Source organism: Actinobacillus porcitonsillarum, assembly GCF_003101015.1.
GTDB classification, from domain to species: domain Bacteria; phylum Pseudomonadota; class Gammaproteobacteria; order Enterobacterales; family Pasteurellaceae; genus Haemophilus_A; species Haemophilus_A porcitonsillarum.
The window spans coordinates 1636416-1656981 of record NZ_CP029206.1; the positions used below are offsets into that span (position 1 = coordinate 1636416).

Genomic DNA, 20566 nt, shown 5'->3' on the forward strand with positions numbered 1-20566 from the left:
AACATTATGACAATGTTAGCAAGTTCAGATTTTGAAAAATATGTTGCACAGCAAACAGCAAAGAATCAACCGGTAGTCTTTGACCAAATGATTTTTTGTAATATCAGCGGATTAACTGCTGATAACTTGCAGAATTATTTAACCATGCCGACAGAAATTGTGCATCGTGTAGATATTAGCCGTGCCGGCTATATTGATGAAAATAAAGTTGTGTACTCCGCTGTACTAGGATCAAATGTTGGGGATTTTGATTTTAACTATATTGGATTAATCAACAAAAGTGAGAATGTCTTAGCTGTTGCTTGTTTTACCGATACAATCAAAAAACGAAAAAATAAAGGTAAAACCTATGGCAACTCTATGACCCGTAACATTATCTTACATTTCAGCGGAGCAAAAGCATTAACACAAATTAATGTTGCCGCCGAATCGTGGCAAGTAGATTTTACTAATGAATTTGTAACGATCAATAACAAATTAGATTATCTCTCATCTCCAGCCGGTTTCGGAATGGTTGGGCAGTGCGAAAGCATCGCACAACTCCGCACTATTGAGCCAACCGAACATAATCAACGTATTTTAGTGCGAGGTTATTATGCAGGCAGTAATGTAGGCGGTGGTGAGTTTTATGCGGATTTGGTAGATGAAACCACAGCAGACAATGGCGGAACGACTATCGTTACTGCCAATGGTAAGCACTGGAAGCGTATTAACACGCAAACCTTGACATTCGACGATTTTGGTATCAAGCAAAACATTCCTCAATCTACGGAAATTAACAATGCCATTCAAGCACTTGATAACGGTGGAACGCTAGTGATTCCAAATGGGCTTTGGTTAGTGTCAGAAGAGTTAAAACTCAAATCGAATATGACATTGCTAGGGGAAAGCCATAATGCCATTATCAAAACCGCTGATGGTGTCGTTCCAACACAAAATACGATAACTACCGAGAATAACACAAGAACTGAACACTCAAATTATGTTGAAAATCTGATTTTAAGAGGCTTCACGGTTGATGGAAACTATCAGAATCGTAGTTCAGCAATGAGTGCCGAAGACCAAGGCAGTTGCGTTCATTTGGTAACAACACGAAACTTCTTAATCGAAGATGTTGTTGCGAAAAATGGCGTACTGCATTGCTTCGACATCAGTGCTTCAGTTTATTTTAATGATGGGAATATTAGCCACACCTCACAAGGACCATCGCTTTATGGGCGAGTGGTAAATTGCCAAGCCTATAATGCAAAGCGTGATGATGGCTTTACCACGCACAACAGTGGCTATATTTCATTTGAGCATTGTTACAGTTATCGTGATCGTCAAATTTTGCCACCTGCAAATAATAATCACGGCTTTGAAGCAGATGAAGGTAGCTTCAATATTAATTTTAAAAACTGTTTATCTGTGGGACATTGCTGCGGTTATCAGGCAAAAGGTCATAATACCACAATGCCAGCTTGTGATATTTCGTTTAAGAATTGCAAGGCGGAAGACTGTACTATTGGTTTTCAAGCCTCTCACATTGGCGAATCTCAAGTAAGTAGTGGACAAGAGCATCTTGCTCATAATATTAAATTTACCAATATTAGAGTTAAAAACCCATTATGGATGGCGAATGATGATACCGAACCAAGATTAATTCGAATCTATGGCTATAAACAGGTTGTTTTAAATGGTCTGATTGCAGAACAAATTAATGATGCGTTCATTTCCGTAAGCACCGAAGCTGATGAGGTGGTTTTAAATAATATCCATTTTAGAGACGCATCTAAACGAAAAGAGGGCGATGCTTTAATTGAAGTTCTGACATCTGCTAATGGTGTGGTAAAAGTAAATAATGTTTCAAGTGCTGTACCACAACCTGTAACCGTTGTGAAGAAAAACTCAGGTAACAATACCGTACAAATCAACGGTCTCAATGTGAGAGGGCAAAATAACGGACAACCTTTAATCCGTTTAGCGTTGAATCACGGGGATAGTGCATTAAACTTAGACAGTTCGTCGAACTGGACAACCAAAATATTCGTTACCAATGACAACGTTGGACTTGGCAACGATGACGTGTCGGTCGAAATGTATAACCGCCGAGTGTTTAACTTATATGGTGGCGTAGATATTGGTCATCAATCTGTAACAGGTATGAGTGGCTGTACTTATTTTAATAAGTCAGGGCATAAGTATATTTGGGATGTTGCAGAACAAAAATATATCAAGCTCCAAAAACAAAAAGACAATCAATTAGAGATTGTTAAAAAAAGCACCAATCCAGCAATCACTTTGACAGGATTCAACAACAGCGATGGGCATATTGCTGTGGATAAAGGCAAGTACTTGCGCCTTGGTTGGTGGGATGGTAGCACATTCACGGGCGTTGCTGGTTTTACAACCAATGGCTATTTCGTCCCGCTCGCTGATAACTTGTACAAACTAGGGCAATCGAACTTAAGATGGAGTGAGCTTAATCTTGTAACACCCTCGCTTGAGTCGTATGGAGATTTTGGCGCAACAACCAAGTGGGTTAAGGATTTGTTCACTCAATCGCTCACTGAGAATGGCTGGGAGCGCTTGCCTAGTGGGAGAATTATGCAGTGGGCAACATATTCCGCAAATACGGGCGGGGATTTTAGCTTTCCTATTGCATTTCCAAATAAATGTTTTGCCGTGCTGGCGACAGATACTAACGATAGCGGAACAAATACGGTTTATCTTAGTACAACAAATATAACAAACACAGGATTTTCAATTCAAGCACGTGGTGGAGATGTAGGTTTGTTTTCCATTTTGGCGATTGGTTATTAGGGGGCCGTGTGTATTTTTTTGACGTAAACCAAAAGTCCTTCTTGGTAGAAGGTATTAACGAAATTCCGAAAACAGCTATTAAGGTTTCGGAAAAAGAATACCAATTACTGACTGCTGGTAGAAACAGTGGAAAAGAAATTGTATTAATGAATGACACACTTACGCTTACAAGCGTGCGACCATCTAAATATCACACTTACAATGGCAAAGAATGGATTATCACGCCCGAACAACAAGCGGTCAAAAAATCCGAAGAAATTGCAAAAATGCGAGAAAAAATCAACGCATTGCGAGATGAAAAATCAGCAGGTGGTGTGTATGTCGAAACGCTCGGAAAGTGGTTTGATTCGGACGCTAAAGCACAATCTAAACTACTTGGATTGAAAGCGACTATGGATTTAGTCAGAAGCGAAATGACCGTGAGCTGGACGTGTGCTGATAACACCGAAGTGGAGAATTTCGGTAAACCTCAACTCACAGCAGTTATTGCCACAATTTTACAAGCCGAAAGTCACAATCACACTGTAGCACGTCAGCACAAGGCGACACTTGAGAAAATGGAAAATCCACTTGAGTATGATTATTCAAGCGGTTGGGCAAAAACTTATCAAGAATATTTAGAGGAACAAAAATGAAAAATAAATACTTATATCATTTATTGATTGCACTAGATCAACTTGCTAACGCAATCTTTGCCGGAGCAGCAGACGAAACAATCTCAAGTCGTTGCTATCGCGGTGCGGTGAAAGGCAAGAAAAAGTGGGTTATTGCCGAAAAATGTGTAAATGCGTTATTTTTTGACAAATTGCATTGTAAAACAGCGTACGAAAGCGAAATTAAGCGTCGCCAATATCCTACTGAATTTCAAGCAATTTAATAATAAGCAGGTTTAATTTATGTGGAAAAAACAATTATTAAAACTATCCCCACAGGCAAAAACCGCACTAGATAATAATTTAAAAGGGGTAGTAACCCCTTTTTCTTTATCTGTGACAGGGACAAAGGTAGGTGTGCATAACTGGTCACACGGCATAACCGAAAATTCAAACCGGTATTTATCGCCGGAAAATGCAGTAAAGGTATTTTTGCAAAAATTAACGGATTATTCAGACACTAACCGACCTCAAGGCGAACAAGATACGCTATTGATTATGGTGACAAGTAGCGATATTGATGTATTCATTGATCAACTCGAAAGAGTTTGTCTGTTATTGCCGGAACCGACCTTTAAGCAGGCGTTAGATTATGCAAAATCATCAAAAACACTACAAGAAACCAAAATGGTTAAAATGCCGATGATTGCTAGTCCGGCATTTTGTAACACAGCCGATATTACACCAAGTTCGGCAAGAACGTTGCAAAGTATTATGCGTAATGCACAATCTATGGCGAGTGCAGTAACAAGCGGTAATCCATTGCAAGCAATTCAAAAATTAATTGCAATGAAAGCAGAGCGAGAACAACGAAATGAAGCAAAAGTAAATCAATTACTTACAGCACAAGCACAGGTGTATGCTTTTCATTCATTCGGCTACTTAGAATCGGCAGCATCAAAGATAAACTTAAATTTACCAAATGCGAGCAATGTTTTTACCGCTTGCATTATGTTTGTTGGTAATAATCTTACCGCAATAAAGGAGATGTTAAATGACGGTACAGCGTAAACCAAGCGTGCAATTAGCATTAAACGGCAAGCCAATTTATTTACATAATATTCTTATGACAGTATCAGTCCGCCGAGAAGAAAAAGATATGAGCGGACAGAAATCAAGTACGAAAAAATCAGATAAAGGCGTAAAAGCGAAGGAATTGAATGTAAGTGGTGTAATTCCATATAGCCATAAAGAATGGCTTACTCAGCTATTCCAGCTGGCAGAAGCGGAAAGTGGCAAAGGCGAACAAGTAAAATATCGTGTATCGGCGATCATTGCAGAAGCGGTCAATATGCGTGAAGTGCAATTTAGCGATGATGTTAGTGCTGTTGATGCCGGTAATAGATTAGCGTGGAATGTATCTTTCAAGCTGAAAGAAGTAAATTCAGTCGCTGAGAAAAAAGAAAGTCGCAAGAAAAAACCGAAAGCTAAAACACAAAGCGAAAAGGCTAAATCAGCAAGTAAAGCGACAACAAATACAACCGCCGGTAAAAATCCTCAAAATACATCAGCTAAACCAGAGAAAGTACAAACAGAGGATAATTCAGTATCTAAAAAAATTGATGACTGGATAGGTGCGTAAGATGAAAATTATAAAAACGGTCCTATTAGACGGAAAAGAAGTCGAGTTATCTAGCGAACATATTATTTTAGAGTTAAATAATACAGGACGAGGCTATATCACAGTTCAAACAGATGATGATTGTGTCGGCAAAAAAGTAATGTTCGAACTGGGAGAATACGATAATTATTATCAATGGTTCAATGGATTCGTAGAACGAGAGCAATCAGCAGAAAGTGGTTATAAAAAACTGTTTATTCGGGAGTTGGTAGCAATCTTTGAACGTCCACTTAGTTGTTCTCATCGCCACGTCACACTACGAGAAATGGGCGAATGGCTTACACAAGCGGTCGGAATTGAAGTCAAAATTCCAACGGCTGAATACGCAGATAAACCGATTCCGCTATTTACGCATAGTGGTAGCGGTTATCAATTACTGCATAATATCGGGCGACAGTTCCAAATACATAATTATATGTGGCAACAATCGCCGGACGGCTCATTATTTATCGGCTCGCACAATGATAGCCGTTGGTATGGTAAAGATGTTGATTTAGACAATGATGATGCATTAATCAGCGGCAGCAATGATATGACAATACCGATTACCGCAGCAATTCGACCGGGTGCAATGATAAACGGTAACAGAATCAAGAAAGTAGAGTTGCGAGGAGATGACTATATTTTGTCTTGGGATAATCTGGACGAAAATAGTAAGCCTTTGCAGAAAACACCGGAGCAACGCCAAATTGAAAATGCTTTCCCGGAACTTGCCGGAGGTTATCATTTGCCGAAATATGCAAAAGTTGTAGGGATTGCCGACCCGTCAAAAGGTGGTGATATTTCTGATCCATATCGTCCGAAGTATGCCGTAGAATTGCAATTACTGGATGAAGACGGTAATGAAGATAAAAATACGCCTGTTTATCCGGCTGTTCCGTTACCGGTTACAAGTACAGGTTCACAAGGTGGCGATTTTGCTTTCCCTGAAGTGGGAACTATTGTAGAAGTAGGATTTGCCTACGGCCGCTCGGATAAGCCGTTCGTGCGGACAATGTTAGCGCAAGGCAAGACTGTGCCAGCGGTTGCAATCGGCGAACAACTTAAACAGCAACGCCCGGAAGTTTACGAACGCACAGATTCAGCAGGGAATAAAACTCGTGAAACCGATCAGCGGATTACCGATAAATCTTTTGAGCGAGTAATCGAGACTGATACAGAAACAAAGAACATCGGTACATCTACACGTAATATTGATTCAGACGATACAAAAACGATAGGCGGTAATAAAACTACTCATGTGCTGGGAAATATTGAAAGCGTAACTGCAAGTAATAAATCCGTTGGTGTGGGTGGTAAGATGAATGAACGTATTCAGGGTGTTGCCGAGAGGGTATCAGACGCAAAGAATAAGTTTGTTGCCCCTCTAAGTTACATGGGAACCGCAGGGCAGAATATATTTAGAATTCTTGAAGATTTATGCCAAATCGTTGCAGATTTGGCAGATGCAGTAAGTTCTCATAATCATAACGGTGGACCGGAACCGAGTAACAAATCAAGTATAAAGCAATACGGCACGAAAGCCACGGAAGCAAAATCTAAACTAACGCCGATTATTGAATAGTGCAAGCCACGCTAATGCGTGGCTTTTTTATATGATACAGGAGCTTATAAGGTTGTTTGTAAGATAGCTTGCAACTTAGCACATCAATATCACGGAAAACTTTCACGTAAACATCGACGGCACGTAAAAAGCACTTCCTCCCCCGCGAAATTTATAACGAAAATTAACGTTTTTTCAGTCAAATTACACGTAATAAAGATCGAATAAAGCTTTATTGTATAAGGCTTGAACATTGTTCACGTTATAGGGATCTTAGCTGTAAAAATTGCGAATATTTTCAGTATTTTCCACGTAATAGAGATCAGTTTTTATTTATTTGATTCTAAGATACGTTGTGTGAGAACAGAATACTATATTTTACGTATAAAAAAGATGAAAATATTTTACAGTTAAGAGTAAAAATAAAATTTATAACAGCCACCTAACAGCCACTAAGAAAAATTATTCCCATTTTTTCACTTCAGTAAAATCACTCTCACGCCCTTCAATCCAACGTTCTCCACCTAGGGTTGTTTCTCGCTTCCAAAACGGTGCTCGAGTTTTGAGATAATCCATAATAAATTCATTAGCGTGATAGGCATCGCCACGATGGGCGGAACTGACACCGACTAAGACAATTTCATCACCCGTATAAAGTTGTCCGATACGGTGAATAACCGCAACACGTTGCAATTCCCAACGGCTTCTTGCTTCATCGACAATTTCTCGCAAGGCTTTTTCAGTCATTGCAGGGTAGTGTTCCAAGTATAAACCTGACACACTATCGCCCAAATTCATTTCACGCACTTTGCCGACAAAAAGGGTAGTTGCTCCAACGGAATGTTGCTCACTCAGCCATTTATAGATCGCATTCTGATCGAAGGGATCTTGTTGAACCCGAATAAGAGTTTGTTCCATTTAGCCCCCTGTTACTGGCGGAAAGAATGCGACTTCGTCACCGTCTTTAATTTCAGCAGACAAAGGAGAAATAGTTTGATTGATGGCAACTAATAATTTCCCTGCTTGTAACGCTAACGCCCATTTATTATTGGTTTCAGATAGGTGCTGGCGGAGTTGCTCCGCAGTGGCAAAGGTTGCTTCAACCTCTAAGCTATCTACGCCCACTAATTCACGGGTTTGGGCGAAAAAGAGTACTTTAATCATTTTTAACTAATCTTATCAATAATTTGTAGGGGCGAATTACATTCGCCCTTGTGATATTTTGAATTATCGGGGCAAATATGATTTGCCCCTACAAAATGTTATGGTTTTGCGACAAAATCGCCCGATTTCCCACCGCTTTTACTGAGTAATCGCACTTGTTCAATTACCATATCTTTTTGTACCGCTTTGCACATATCATAAATCGTCAAAGCAGCGACACTGGCTGCGGTTAAGGCTTCCATTTCTACGCCGGTTTTGCCCGAGAGTTTGCATAGGGCTTCAATCCGCACCTGATTTTTTTCGGGCAAGGCTTCGAGTTGCACTTCCACTTTAGAAAGCAGAAGTGGGTGGCAAAGAGGGATTAATTCCCACGTTCTTTTTGCTGCTTGAATACCCGCAATGCGAGCCGTCGCAAAAACATCGCCTTTGTGGTGGTTGCCCGAAATGATCATCTGTAACGTTTCAGGGTTCATTGTCACAAAGGCTTCCGCACGAGCTTCTCGCACACTGTCTTGTTTGGAGGAAACATCAACCATATTGGCTTCGCCGTTTTGGTTTATATGGGTAAAGGTGTTCATTGGTTTCTCTTTGTAAAATATCAATGATGTAGGGACACACTGCGTGTGTCCGCATTAATTAAATATATTTTTGAAAAATCAGGAAATGGACACACGCAGTGTGTCCCTACAGATTATCCCCCAATCGACGCCAAATTATTTCTCACGCCACTATCGCCAATATGCAAATAATGGTGTTCACGCTTGCCTTGTAGGGCGGATTTTAATCTGGCTTCGAGTTGAAATTGTTGCTCGTCCGATTGCAATAAATCCCGAATATCAATTCCTTCTTCGCCGAACAAACATAGGTGTAATTTGCCTAGTGCCGACACTCTCAAGCGGTTACAGCTGGCACAGAAATTCTTTTCATAAGGCATAATCAAACCAATTTCCCCTTGATAATCAGGGTGGGCGAGAACCTTTGCAGGTCCATCAGACATCGCTTTAGGTTGTAATTGCCAATCTTCTTGGGTTAATCGTTCTAAAATGGATTGCCCTGAAAGGTGCTGTTGCTGGAAAAAGTGATCCATTTCGCCGGTTTCCATTAACTCAATAAACCGCATTTGAATGGGGCGATCTTTAATCCAACGCAAGAAATCGTCCAAACCTTTAGCGGTATATTGTTTCATCAATACGGCATTCACTTTGACTTTTTTATAGCCAATCTCAAAGGCTCGATCAATACCGTTTAACACCGTCGTCAGCTTATTTTCCCCCGTAATCAAATGAAATTGACGTGGGTCAAGGCTATCAACACTCACATTCAAATGGGTAATCCCAGCTTGTTGCCACAACTCAACATCACGTTCCATTCGATAGCCGTTGGTGGTAAGTGCAATTTGGCGAATACCAGACGTTTGTGAAATACGATGAGCGATCTCTAAAAAATCCTTGCGTAAGGTCGGCTCGCCACCGGTAATACGGATTTTTTCCGTACCTAAATTGGCAAATGCTTGAGCAACACGTTGAATTTCATCGACAGACAGAAAGGTTTGTTTATGCGACGGCGGACGATAACCCTCGGGCAAACAATAGTTGCAACGAAAGTTACAGACATCGGTAATCGACAACCGTAAATAAGTGTATTGACGTTGGAAACGGTCGATCAAAGAAGTGGAATCGTTCCCAATCTGTTTAATTGGAATTTGCATTTGACACCTTTCTAAACACGAGTGGCTCGATAATTTCTCAGCGAACCATTGAATTATTCGTTATAATTCTGGCATTGCTTCCATATCGTTTTGATTTTGACTTAGGAAAACAAGCTCGGAGTCTGTTATGGATAAATTTACTCTATTTTAAAGAGGTCATAAAATAAAGCAATAGCTAACAAGCGGTAGAAAACAAAAAGTTTTTTGCTAAACGATTACTTTTTATCAGGAGGAAAAATGAAAAACAAATTTTTAGCTGTTGCCGCATTCAGCGGATTTTTTTGTATTGCATTTGGTGCTTTTGCTTCCCATGCATTACAGAAAACATTAGAACCTAAAGCGCTTGATTGGATTGCAACGGGCTTGCAATATCAAATGTTTCACACCTTAGCATTGTTTGGATTAGGTTTGTTCCAAATTGCAAATCAATCACAAAATCCGCCCGCTTGCCGAGCAAAAGCTTTTAATATCATTGGTGGCAGTTGGGCATTAGGCATTTTATTGTTTAGCGGAAGCCTTTATAGCCTTGCTTTGGTTGGGGCGCCATGGTTTGTTTGGAGTACGCCGATTGGGGGCGTTTTCTTCATGATTGGCTGGGGAGCATTGGCTTATATTAGTTTAAGAAATCGCTTTTTGAATGAGCCAAATTCTTCTTTTTAGCTTTCACAAGCGGTTGAAATCATCGAAAATTTTGCAAAAAAATCAGGCGAAGATGACTTCGCCTGATGGAAAATGAAAGCTGAATTTACTTCGCTTCAAATACTAAAATTGCGCCTTTGTTTGCCATTTCTTTGGTTGGTACGCTATCTTTACCCATAATGTAACCCGCATTATCGGTCGCGACATAAATTTTGCTTGTATCAGGGCTAACAAGCACCATACGGTAGCGGTTGTCGGTACGGAAATGGGTAACTACCTCGCCTTGTACTTGTTTGGCATCTGCATCTAATGGTAAGCGATAGAGCGTACCTGTTTTCACACCGGTAACTAACAATGAATTTTGGAATTCTTTGATTTTACCGTCTTTCGGGTAGTAGGCAATGCTAGTTGTTGCTACGGTTGGCCAGCAAACATATTCCCCATTACATTTCGGATCGTGGAAGTTATAACCATTTGGTACGGTATAAAACGTTTTCATTGGTTCTTTAAAATTATCTAATTTTGCATCGGTTTCTTTTTGGGCTTCTACTTTCACGCCTTCCGGCACAGTGGTTCCATCATACATTGGCGCATTGGCACAATTTTCTACCGTTGAATAGTTTACATAGCGGTACGCTTGATTATCTTGATAACCCGCAATATGTGGCCAACCGTAGTTACCCCCAACTTCCATTAAGTTGATTTCATCATCGGTACCCGGGCCTTGATCGATCCCAAAGAGTTTATCACCGGCATAAACCATGCCTTGCGGATTACGTAACCCGTAAGCGAAAACGTGGCTTTTCACCCCCTTGATTTCAGGGTTATCAGTTGGGATTGAACCGTCTAAATTGATACGCAACATTTTGCCACGGTATTTATCAAAATCTTGTTTTGCCAATTCATCAGCACTTGGGATCATTTGTGAACGGATTTCTTTACAACTGTTACCAAATTGGTTGTAACCGCTGTCGCCAAGAGTAAGCAATAGTTTGCCCGATTTATCGAAAATTAAGCGACCCGCCGTGTGATCGTCATTGGCTGGTAATTTGTCTAATACGGTAATTTCATTGCTTAACGTTTGTGTTTTCGGATCGTAAGTTAAACGCACAATACGACTAAATTCTGATTTTTCTCCTTTAACCGAATAGGTGTAGTAGGCATAGACGTAATCTTCATTGCTACCTTTCATAAAATTTGGGTGGAGTGCTAAACCTAATACGCCTTGATGTGGGGGAGCAACAAAAGCATTCTCTAAAGTATAAAGCACTTTATGTGCCCCTGTTTCAGGATTAACGATAGAAATGTGTTTACCTTGGCGCTCCGTTACCCAGATATTGCCATCTGCGCCCCATACCATATCCCACGGATTGTTGAGATTATCGATCAAGACGCTCGCTTTATAATTTGCTTCGCTTGTATTAACGGTTGGGTTTTCAACCTTGGCATAGCTTGCTGTGGACATTAAAATAAGTGTCGCAAGAATTGTTTTTTTCATGTTGTTTTCCTTTAAAAGGGTAAAAGGTTTTGAGGTATTTTATCTTAATCAAAATTCGCACGATATAACAAGAAGTAGGAAAAATTGCAGTGAGAAATACAAAATATGGAAAGTAAGAATTTAAAAAAAGCCTTGCATTTAATCCTATATCGTACTAATCTAAATTATCTAGTACGATATAGGATTATTTCTATGAAAGTTTGGGAACGTATTTTTCATTCGGTATTATTTGAAATTGGTGCGATGGCAATTGGTGCAGTTGCAGTATTATTGGCTGGCGACTTTAGTTTAGAGGCTGCAGCAGGGACGGGCATTACCATGTCAGTCATGGCGATGGTGCTTAACTTTTTCTTCAATTATGTGTTTGATAAATTTGCCACAGGAAAACGTGAAGAACGTGGTTTGAAATTGCGTATTCTGCACACGGTGTGTTTTGAATGTACTTTGCTGATTTTTACCATTCCGGTAGTGGCATATTTATTAGATTTAAGTCTTTGGCATGCATTTATTGCCGATATTGGATTAAGCCTAACCATTATGGTTTACGCCCTGATTTTTAACTGGATATACGATATTATTCGAGCGAAAATTATTAACGCAAGAGCTTAACAAAAAGGAGAAAGTATGAATCCTTTTGATAAATTGGTGGAATTGGCGGCAAAATTATCGGGCATTTATGCGGCTGTTGCCAAACAACATCAACTTACCCTAAATGAATTACATTTTTTGTATTCCATTGGTCGTTATGGGGCAACTTCGCCGACCGCTATTGGCGATAAATGGAGCTTGCCGAAACAGACGGTAACGTCTGTTTGTAAGCAATTGGATCAGAAAGGCTTTTTAATTTTTATGCCCGATGAAACCGACAAGCGCAGTAAATTGATTGATTTAAGCGAAAGAGGTAAACACTTTATCGATCCGATTATTGCTCGGCTAACCGAAGCAGAATTGCAAGTCAGCCAGCAATTTGGTATGGTGGATTTTGAAAAACTACTATCGAATACGGAAATTGTACTAACAATGTTAGATAAGCAATTACGGTAGGATTAATACATTTTTAAGCGGTAAAATTTCAGCAAATATTTGCAAAAGCTAATAGAAAATCTGATCTTACCGCTTATTTGTTTATTTTGCTTCCGAGAAATTTAAAATCGCTTCAGGCAAACGTAAGCCGACAATTTCAATGGCTTCTAATTCTTGGTGGATTTGTAAATCCTGTTGTGGCGAATGCCCATAGCAGCGTTTATATTCTCGACTGAATTGCGGAAGGCTTTCATAACCCACTTGATAGGCCACTTCTGACACTCGATGAGCTTTTGATTTCAAAAGAAAATTAGCATGAATCATACGAAGATTCTTTTGATATTGAAGCGGAGTCATACCTGTCATTTGACGAAATTTAGCGTGAAAGCTCGATAAGCTCATGCCCGTTTCTTGTGCTAATTTTTCAATATTAAAAGGTTCTGCATAGTGATTTTTAAGTAACTCAACCACTTTTGAAATGCGATTAGTTTTGCTTTCTTGAATCAACATTTTGCGTAATAAACTGCCTTGTTCACTTCGGAGCAAATAATAGCAATGGATTTTCATCATTGCCGACCAGCCAATTTTGATGGCATTGGGATCTTTTAATAAATCTAAAGTAGTAAGCACAGTGCGTAATTCTTCAGGGCTAATTTGGCTAATGGGCTGAAACTGAGTCGTTGATGGAAAACGCATACCGGCCGCTGTCATTTCATCCATCACATCTTTTAAAATATCCAAATCAAATTTTAAGCGAATATCCAGATAAGGCGTATCTTCTGTGCCAAAAAATTCTACCGATACGGGGGTATCCACAGAATAGCAGACATAATCTCCAGCATGGCATTCATATATTTCGTTCCCCACTTGCACTTTATGTGAACCTTGCAATATCAAGCAACCGCCAGAGTATTGCAGGTAAGTATTCCATATTTCCTTTTTGGTGGTGTGATAAAAAGTAACGTCTGGAATAGAAGTTTCAATTAAGCCTTCCTGTGTTGAAAAGTCAAATAGTTCACGGATTTCTTGATAAAGCTGTGCTGTCATTTTTGTTTTCTCGAATTTTTATACAGAGTAATAAAATTTGCAAGATTGTGCAAATCCTTTGCAAGAATGAAATAACACTGATAACTGGCATTCCCTATAATGAGCACATCAAGCAAACGCTACAAAATATTTTCTGTGGCATTTGCTGACAAGTAATAATTGAAAATTAGGAGTACATAATAATGCATAACTTATCATTAAAATCTCTCACTTTGGGGGCGGGCACGTGGCTGGCTTCCACCGCCACATTTGCCAACGAAACCGCCACAGGCGTGGTGCATACCGCTAAAGATTTAGCGTTTAACACCCCTTTACCACCCAATGAGCTTTATCCGCAAAATGCTGAACACGTTTTTGTATCTACAGCGATTATGGCAGCCATTGCGATTGTATTTATGATTACTCGCCTCTTCTTTATCTTGAATGGCAGCCATCGTTTCAGCTATATTCAGAATAGCCACACGTCCTTGCTCGTTTGCTGAACGAAAACATTGTATCAAATGCCACTCAATATTATTCAGTTCACTCGGGCGAGCCTTGCCGATTTGTACAACAGCTTCTTCAATTAACGCAATGGCTTGTCGTAATTCATCAATGTTTACCGCTTCCCCCTTTAAACGCTGAGTTTTCAATTCCACGCCAAACTCACCTCCAGAGGGCGTTTGTACAATAAAATCATCACGAGTTTGATTTGGTTGTTTTGGCTGGCTCACTGTAAACCCTAACGCTTGCTGTACGCTTTCTGGGAATGAAGTGTAGTGGTATTCAAACCCACCACCTTTCACACCTTTTACATCTCTTTTCTTCCAACCTTCATTCATTGCTTTTCTTGTAATGTTTGATAACCATCGCCGTTGACCCGAAAGGTATTCTGCCGATTTTGGGTATTGAAGTGCATTTCACCAGCGTTTTATATGGTGAAGGACATGGGCAGGCGAAGCCGATTGAACGTGTATGGGATTAGTGCTAGTTGGAAACGATAAAGTTTATACCCGAATGAAAGGCGGTATTAGACACGATGATGCTTACGCTCGACTTTGGAGTCGAGTAGCAAAGAAAAACCGGTGGTAGAAGCATTAGAAAAAGGCGGCTATGAGTTTGCTACCGAAAAACTGGCCACGCTTTATGCAGATAACCCTGTATTCCGCTTGGCAGATACCACAATCATTTTTATTGAATCTGTGTTTGATGGTATTGCTAATACGGTAAGTGGATTAACTGCAATCAAAGATAAAGCATTGTCGATTAAAAATAATCTTTATGGATTGCTGCTTACACCTAAAGTATTAGCAACAGAGTTACAGGCACTGACCAAGCTAAATACAAAAAGTGCGGTACATTCAAAAAGGCAGTTTGTACAGCACATTGTGATCACCGATTCGGTTGATTCGGCTCTAAATCAACTTACTTTAGGTAAGTCTGAAATTGCAAAAAGCACACTTGATGCAATGATGGTTGCTAAAATCAACAATGTGAGCGAATCGGAGATTTTAAGCCGTCAGTTTAGTAACTTACACGAACAAGAAATTTTTGATGCATTGATGCACAAAACAACTTTTGTATTGAAGCGATTAGTGCTATCTACGATGGCGGTGGAATATGGTAAAGCAATATCCGAGGCAGTAACCGATTCAGTGGCACAAAAAGTGGTTACTGAAGATACCGTTGCGGGCTTGATTGAGTCAAAAACGGATGTAAGCCGTTATATCGCTGATATTGACGAGCAACTTGATAAAGTCATTTTAGATAATGCCGATGCAGAACAGTGGGAAAGCTATCAGGCACTTGAAAATTATCGCTTAATTTTACTTAAAGATTTGCGAGTACGTGGTGAGCAACTGGCTAATGCAGTTGAGGTTACATTAAAAGATACCTATCCAACGATGTTACTTGAATATCAGCATACAGGCAATGCCAAAAGTTGGAAGCGATTAGCATTGCGTAATGGCATATCACACCCGCTATTTTGTTTAGGTGGCACAACGATAGAGGTCTTAAATGACAGATCAAATTAAAGTGGAACTATATTTGAACGGCAAAATATTTTCGGGGTGGAAAACAATCAATGTGCAACGCTCGTTGGAGTCAATGAGTGGGCGTTTTGATTTGGGCGTGGCAGTACGTCCCACTGATGATATGTCCGGACTTGCTGCCGGCTCAGCATTGGTGCTTAAAATCGGTGGGCAGCCAATCATCACCGGCTATTTAGACGAGCGAAAGCAAAGTATTGATGGGGCAAATAAAACTATCCTAATCAACGGCCGAGACAAAACTTGTGATTTGGTGGACTGTGCCATTATCCACAATAGTTACCAGTTTAAAAATCAAACCGCTAAGCAAATTGCCGAAGCAATTTGCAAACCTTTTGGCATCAACGTGGTGTGGTCAGTCAATACACCAGAAGCTAATGAACGTATCCCGGTTTGGCAAGTCGAGCCGGGTGAAACGGCGTTTGATAATCTCAGCAAGATCGCACGACATAAAGGTGTATTAGTCACATCTGATGTCAATGGTAACTTGGTTTTTACCGAACCAAGCACTAAGCATGTAGGCGAATTAACACTTGGCGTGAATTTGTTAGAGTTGGAGCAAACCGACAGTTGGCATCAACGTTTTACTGACTTGCGTGTCGGTAACGAGCGTGGCTGGTGGGGTGATTCTTACAACACTGATGACTATCAAATGGGCTCAAAATTATGGACGTTGAGCCGCTCTAAACAACTCCCCGAGATCCTTGATGATGCCCAACGCTATGCCGAGCAAGCCTTAAAATGGATGATTGCTGACGGTGTGGTGCGCAGTTATCAAGTGGTTGCATCTAACCCTAAACACTCTGTCCTGCTGTTAGAGATTTCTGTGGTGTTGCCTGATGGCAGCACCGAGCAACGAACCTTTAACGCAAGCTGGAGTGTGTGATGGCATATCAATCCCCAACCTTATCAACCCTTATCCGACAAGGCGAACAGCAGTTCCAGCATCGTTTCCCATCGCTCAAACGCAATAACGTGCTCACGGTAATTAACCGCATTTGTGCGGCATTAAGTGCCGGTGAGCATATGCACCTTGATTGGCTCGCTCGGCAAATTATCCCGACCACCGCCGAAGAAGAATATCTGATTGAATACTGCCTTTATAAAGGCATTATCCGCAAGCAAGCGACTAAGGCGACTGGCGTGATTACTGTTACCGCAGCCCGAGAATCAACCATTCCGGCAGGCACAGTTTTTGAAGATAGTGTAACAGGACTAACTTTTGTCACGACGACAGAAAATGTCGTAAATACTGGGAATAGTGAGATTGCAGTGCTGTGTGAAACAGAAGGGGCAGAAGGCAATTTAGCAGTAGGAACATCATTGGCACTCACATCTGCGATTTTAGGCGTGCAATCGACGGCCAAAGTCAAAGCGATAACAGGTGGTGCAGATATTGAGCCACTGTCTCGTCTATTGGCACGCTTGATTTACCGGGTACAAAATCCGCCGGCAGGTGGTGCTCCGCACGATTATGTGCGCTGGGCAACAGAAGTCGCCGGTGTAACTCGTGCATGGTGTTTTCCGCGTTATTTAGGTGGTGGATCTGTTGGTGTGGCATTTGCTTGTGATGACCGAGATGACATTTTGCCAACTGCGGAAGATATTGCTCGTGTTAAAGCCTACATTAGTGGGCATAAAAATGAGGCTACTGGCCAATTTGAGGGAATGCCGGCAAATGTTGAACTTTATGTTTTTGCACCACAATTTCAAACTGTCAATTTCTCGGTGCGTATCTCACCGGATACGGCAACACTACGCCAAGCAGTCCGTAAGAGCTTACAAGCTTATCTGTCAAATGCTGGTGTTGGTGCGTTGCTCTATCTCTCACAAATTCGGGCAGCAGTATCAAATACGGCAGGTGAAGTTGATAATAGTGTGATTTATCCAGCTAATGATGTGCAGTTGCTTAGCGATTGCATGTACCCGCTTTATGAGCATGAGAATGCTTGGCGGATTTTTATCTACACCGAGAAACTGCCCACTAATCCAACAGATGAAGTGGACAGAAATCAAGAATTACAAGAGATCTTAAAGCGTTACAGTAACGCTGATATTGAGATGGTTTTTATGTATAAGGACACCCCGTAATGTACGCATTGGACAATAAATCAGGCATCCAGCAAATGCCCGAAATCCCAGAAGTATTTAGCACCACTCCGCTATGGTTTACGGAGGGCCGTGATGGTAATGCACCAAGTTATCCTGGAGCTCACTGGTTTAATATTATCCAGGCTGAATTATTAAATATCCTGCATGAGGCAGGGATTGAGCCTAAAAAAGCGGATACAACTCAGCTAGTACAAGCAATTTTGAAAATGCTATTTGCAGATAAATTGTCAAAAGCTGATGGTTTTAAATTCATTGGGCAAGTCGAGTCGTTTGACGAGCTACGCAAAATCGAACCTGAAGTACAAGGTCAGCGTATTTTTGTTAAATCTATCATAGCAGGAGATAATCTTGGCGGTGTATTTTACGCAGATATGCAAGACACTATCTCAAAAGATGATAATCGTCATACCGTTATCACGGCTAAACGTCATCGATGGAAACGAGTTGTGGATTTTGATTTACATACGATTACTCCTGAAAGTGATGATATTTCATCTGATAAAACCTATAGTAAATTCCTTGCATTCTCTTCTCCTGAATTGCTTGAAAAACTCGGATTAGCTGCCGGGGATTATTCGGGGATTCAGTATGCCTCTGTAGGAAAACAAGTTGCTCAATTATTAACCCGCGGCTACGGACTACATTATTTAAGAGTTAATGACCTTTTAACTGATGATGATATTTGGACACTTGAAAAATTACTTACTGATGTTGATTTGTCACACCAAATCGCAGGTTCGTCACAAACTAAGGTGGCGAGCGAATATGCATTAGGTAAGTTGAACGAAACTTTTACTCAAGCCTTAAATTCGCTTGATTTGTCAGATGTGACGCTTAGTGAAAAGTCAAAGTCTCAGCTAAAAAATGAAATTTCGAGCCAAGTTGCAGATGAGGCTTACGCGAAAACACGAGGTTTTGTAAAAGCAGAAGCGGATAACGATTACAAATTAGCTGAGCAGACACTCAATTCGGGTGAAAAGTACATCCCCGCAGGCATTATCTCCGATGCTGGCATCTGTTTTATTAAAGATGGTGATGTTTACTTACAGCAAGGCACGGTAACAACAAAAATTACAGAACGTGGTGACGTGGTAGCCTGCGAAATGTCAGGGACTGCTGTTCGTTATGTTGCTCCGCGTCGTGGTTTATTTTTAACTTACGAATGGCGTAATGGCGACGTGTCACAAGTGTTTGAACAAAGTGACATTGACGGCTATTTCTTAACAGGGCAATCCCTTGCTGTAAGTATGGATAATCCAGCCACCACAACCACCGCATTCTCTGATAAAGCATTTACTGTTTCCACAGGTCCTATGTGGCATAAGGAATGGAATAATAAAATCACAGGTATCATCCCATTGCGAGAACGTTACTATGAAACCGTAATGTCCAACTTTGGCAAGTCAGTACTGGCGAAGAAAGACAAGCCAATTATGGTATTTGGTTCAGCTCGAGGTGGGCGTGCATATTCTGCTCTTGTAAAAGGCGGCGAAAGCGGCGTTTGGGAAAAAATGATGACAGCTTTCCAATTTGTTCAAAATACCCCTTTTAAAACTCATTATAAGGCGATGTTGGTGATTCATGGGGAACAAGATGGCAAAGAGAAAAATGCAAATTATGACAAGAATCTTGCAGAGTGGTTGGACAGCTACACGGCAGAAATTCAAGCGATTACAGGGCAAAATGATAAGCCTGTAATGTTGATGTGCCAAACAGCGGGGGCGGCACACTATCGTCCTAATTTAGAGGATAGACATCTGTTTACCACCCCTTTCTTGCAACTCAAAGCTAGCATTGAAAACCCACGTATTTTTGCGGTAACGCCTAAATATATGTTTAACACCGTCGATGGCATACATATTGACGGCAAATCCGCTGACATTCTTGGGGAATATTATGGCAAAGTAAAACATCTTGTGGTGGATAAAGGTGAGGATTGGTTGGGATTACGTCCAATTAAATGCCATAAAACAGGGGCTAGGACTGTAGAAATTACCTTCAATGTGCCTAATCCGCCGTTGGTATTTGATACCACGACGGTCACAGATCCAGGACATTATGGTTTTTATCTTTATAAAGGTAATGGGGTAACTATTTCAAAAGTGGCTCTAGATGAAGAAAATAATAAGGTCATTATTACTACAAACGAAAGTATTCCTGATGGAGCTTGCATTACATATGCGTTTCATAACGGAACGGGTGGAAATTCTGGGCCTACAAAAGGAGCAAGAGGTTGTTTACGAGATAGTTGTACAGATCTATCAACTGATGGTACGTGGAGGCTACATAATTGGTGCTTTGCGTTTGAAGAAAAAATTAACTAACAAACATTATCGGAGATTTTAAAATGGGACATATTATTCGATTAAATACAGTTTTCTCTAATAAACATTTACCTGCTATTGTCGATAGAGACGTAACAGCACTCGAATCAGCTATTTTGGCTCATCCAAATTTACAAGGCTTCTGGGATTTTGGCGATGTAAGCACACTAACTATTACTAGTAATAAAATTACTAAGGTAAGCGTCCCATTGCGGTAAAATAGTCTAAATGTCAGTTTCTGCTACGTAAGACATGGTTGCCATGTAAATTGCGGTAGAAAGCAGTAAAAGTGGAAAAAATTTAGATTTTGTTGGTTTCATAATTTGCTTCTCTGGAGTAAAAGTGCGGTCGATTTTTGCAACGTTTTCGGTATTATGTAGCAGTTGCACAAAGATTTCGTCC

General features: G+C 40.5%; 21 protein-coding genes, 2 pseudogenes and 1 riboswitch. Of the genes and pseudogenes, 15 read left to right on the forward strand and 8 right to left on the reverse strand.

What is annotated here, in order from left to right; translation table 11 throughout:
* Nucleotides 1-6 precede the first annotated feature (6 nt).
* The 6 genes from DDU33_RS10900 to DDU33_RS07960 are packed head-to-tail and all read left to right on the forward strand — an operon-like array spanning nucleotide 7 to nucleotide 6640.
* A complete protein-coding gene (locus DDU33_RS10900; RefSeq protein WP_157951836.1) occupies nucleotides 7-2802 on the forward strand; it encodes a phage tail-collar fiber domain-containing protein in 2796 nt (931 codons plus the stop codon).
* An 8-nt stretch (nucleotides 2803-2810) separates the two neighbouring features.
* Entirely contained in the window at nucleotides 2811-3437 is a 627-nt protein-coding gene (locus DDU33_RS07940; protein WP_208620290.1) for a DUF4376 domain-containing protein, read from the forward strand.
* A complete protein-coding gene (locus DDU33_RS07945) occupies nucleotides 3434-3679 on the forward strand; it encodes a DNA helicase UvrD (RefSeq protein ID WP_108924294.1) in 246 nt (81 codons plus the stop codon). Before DDU33_RS07940 ends, DDU33_RS07945 begins: the two co-directional genes overlap by 4 nt.
* Nucleotides 3680-3698: 19 nt before the next feature.
* Nucleotides 3699-4466, forward strand: a complete 768-nt coding sequence (locus DDU33_RS07950; protein ID WP_108924296.1) for a hypothetical protein — start codon at nucleotides 3699-3701, stop codon at nucleotides 4464-4466.
* Nucleotides 4450-5037 carry a baseplate complex protein gene (locus DDU33_RS07955; RefSeq protein ID WP_108924298.1) on the forward strand — a complete coding sequence of 196 codons (588 nt, stop codon included), beginning with the start codon at nucleotides 4450-4452 and terminating at the stop codon, nucleotides 5035-5037. The genes DDU33_RS07950 and DDU33_RS07955 overlap by 17 nt, the downstream gene beginning before the upstream one ends.
* A gap of 1 nt (nucleotide 5038) precedes the next feature.
* The gene (locus tag DDU33_RS07960) at nucleotides 5039-6640 is read left to right on the forward strand and encodes a hypothetical protein (RefSeq protein WP_108924300.1); all 1602 of its coding nucleotides are present in this window, start codon (nucleotides 5039-5041) and stop codon (nucleotides 6638-6640) included.
* A gap of 441 nt (nucleotides 6641-7081) precedes the next feature.
* Here DDU33_RS07960 and moaE read toward each other — a convergent pair whose 3' ends face one another.
* From moaE to moaA, 4 genes are all read right to left on the reverse strand, one after another.
* Nucleotides 7082-7537, reverse strand: a complete 456-nt coding sequence (moaE, locus tag DDU33_RS07965) for a molybdopterin synthase catalytic subunit MoaE (protein ID WP_108924302.1) — start codon at nucleotides 7535-7537, stop codon at nucleotides 7082-7084.
* A complete protein-coding gene (moaD, locus tag DDU33_RS07970) occupies nucleotides 7538-7783 on the reverse strand; it encodes a molybdopterin synthase sulfur carrier subunit (RefSeq protein ID WP_108924304.1) in 246 nt (81 codons plus the stop codon).
* 98 nt (nucleotides 7784-7881) lie between these two features.
* Nucleotides 7882-8361: a cyclic pyranopterin monophosphate synthase MoaC gene (gene moaC / locus DDU33_RS07975; protein ID WP_108924306.1), complete on the reverse strand. Its 480-nt coding sequence runs from the start codon at nucleotides 8359-8361 to the stop codon at nucleotides 7882-7884.
* A 113-nt stretch (nucleotides 8362-8474) separates the two neighbouring features.
* The gene (gene moaA, locus DDU33_RS07980) at nucleotides 8475-9491 is read right to left on the reverse strand and encodes a GTP 3',8-cyclase MoaA (RefSeq protein ID WP_108924308.1); all 1017 of its coding nucleotides are present in this window, start codon (nucleotides 9489-9491) and stop codon (nucleotides 8475-8477) included.
* Nucleotides 9480-9624, reverse strand: a riboswitch (molybdenum cofactor riboswitch). (Overlaps the previous gene by 12 nt.)
* A 104-nt stretch (nucleotides 9625-9728) precedes the next feature.
* Between moaA and DDU33_RS07985 the strand changes: the two genes are divergently transcribed.
* The gene (locus DDU33_RS07985; protein WP_108924309.1) at nucleotides 9729-10151 is read left to right on the forward strand and encodes a DUF423 domain-containing protein; all 423 of its coding nucleotides are present in this window, start codon (nucleotides 9729-9731) and stop codon (nucleotides 10149-10151) included.
* An 85-nt stretch (nucleotides 10152-10236) separates the two neighbouring features.
* Here DDU33_RS07985 and DDU33_RS07990 read toward each other — a convergent pair whose 3' ends face one another.
* Nucleotides 10237-11628 carry a glucose/sorbosone family PQQ-dependent dehydrogenase gene (locus tag DDU33_RS07990; RefSeq protein ID WP_108924311.1) on the reverse strand — a complete coding sequence of 464 codons (1392 nt, stop codon included), beginning with the start codon at nucleotides 11626-11628 and terminating at the stop codon, nucleotides 10237-10239.
* Nucleotides 11629-11820: 192 nt separating this feature from the next.
* On the opposite strand from DDU33_RS07990, the gene DDU33_RS07995 reads away from it, so the two are divergent.
* Both DDU33_RS07995 and DDU33_RS08000 read left to right on the forward strand, forming a co-directional pair.
* Nucleotides 11821-12237: a PACE efflux transporter gene (locus DDU33_RS07995; RefSeq protein WP_108924313.1), complete on the forward strand. Its 417-nt coding sequence runs from the start codon at nucleotides 11821-11823 to the stop codon at nucleotides 12235-12237.
* Between the two features lie 15 nt (nucleotides 12238-12252).
* Nucleotides 12253-12672, forward strand: coding sequence for a MarR family transcriptional regulator (locus DDU33_RS08000; RefSeq protein ID WP_108924315.1), 420 nt, complete (start codon nucleotides 12253-12255; stop codon nucleotides 12670-12672).
* An 81-nt stretch (nucleotides 12673-12753) separates the two neighbouring features.
* On the opposite strand, the gene DDU33_RS08005 is transcribed toward DDU33_RS08000, so the two are convergent.
* Together DDU33_RS08005 and DDU33_RS08010 are read right to left on the reverse strand one after the other, a co-directional pair.
* Complete coding sequence (locus tag DDU33_RS08005; RefSeq protein ID WP_108924317.1) at nucleotides 12754-13698, reverse strand: AraC family transcriptional regulator; 945 nt, start codon at nucleotides 13696-13698, stop codon at nucleotides 12754-12756.
* 311 nt (nucleotides 13699-14009) lie between these two features.
* Nucleotides 14010-14519, reverse strand: a complete 510-nt coding sequence (locus tag DDU33_RS08010) for a DNA-binding protein (RefSeq protein ID WP_108924319.1) — start codon at nucleotides 14517-14519, stop codon at nucleotides 14010-14012.
* Between the two features lie 32 nt (nucleotides 14520-14551).
* On the opposite strand from DDU33_RS08010, the pseudogene DDU33_RS08015 reads away from it, so the two are divergent.
* From DDU33_RS08015 to DDU33_RS08040, 6 genes and pseudogenes are all read left to right on the forward strand, one after another.
* Nucleotides 14552-14656: pseudogene (locus tag DDU33_RS08015) on the forward strand (transposase domain-containing protein); the annotation flags it as partial.
* Nucleotides 14653-14754 (forward strand): annotated as a pseudogene (locus DDU33_RS11000) (AAA family ATPase); the annotation flags it as partial. The pseudogenes DDU33_RS08015 and DDU33_RS11000, both read left to right, overlap by 4 nt.
* Nucleotides 14755-14762: 8 nt before the next feature.
* Nucleotides 14763-15713, forward strand: coding sequence for a hypothetical protein (locus DDU33_RS08025; protein ID WP_244175310.1), 951 nt, complete (start codon nucleotides 14763-14765; stop codon nucleotides 15711-15713).
* Nucleotides 15697-16614: a phage GP46 family protein gene (locus DDU33_RS08030; RefSeq protein ID WP_108924321.1), complete on the forward strand. Its 918-nt coding sequence runs from the start codon at nucleotides 15697-15699 to the stop codon at nucleotides 16612-16614. The genes DDU33_RS08025 and DDU33_RS08030 overlap by 17 nt, the downstream gene beginning before the upstream one ends.
* On the forward strand, nucleotides 16614-17819 hold the full coding sequence (locus DDU33_RS08035) for a baseplate J/gp47 family protein (RefSeq protein WP_167390540.1): 1206 nt from the start codon (nucleotides 16614-16616) through the stop codon (nucleotides 17817-17819). The genes DDU33_RS08030 and DDU33_RS08035 overlap by 1 nt, the downstream gene beginning before the upstream one ends.
* A complete protein-coding gene (locus DDU33_RS08040) occupies nucleotides 17819-20164 on the forward strand; it encodes a sialate O-acetylesterase (protein WP_244175311.1) in 2346 nt (781 codons plus the stop codon). The genes DDU33_RS08035 and DDU33_RS08040 overlap by 1 nt, the downstream gene beginning before the upstream one ends.
* Nucleotides 20165-20388: 224 nt before the next feature.
* On the opposite strand, the gene DDU33_RS10905 is transcribed toward DDU33_RS08040, so the two are convergent.
* Nucleotides 20389-20553, reverse strand: coding sequence for a hypothetical protein (locus DDU33_RS10905; protein WP_157951837.1), 165 nt, complete (start codon nucleotides 20551-20553; stop codon nucleotides 20389-20391).
* Nucleotides 20554-20566 lie beyond the last annotated feature (13 nt).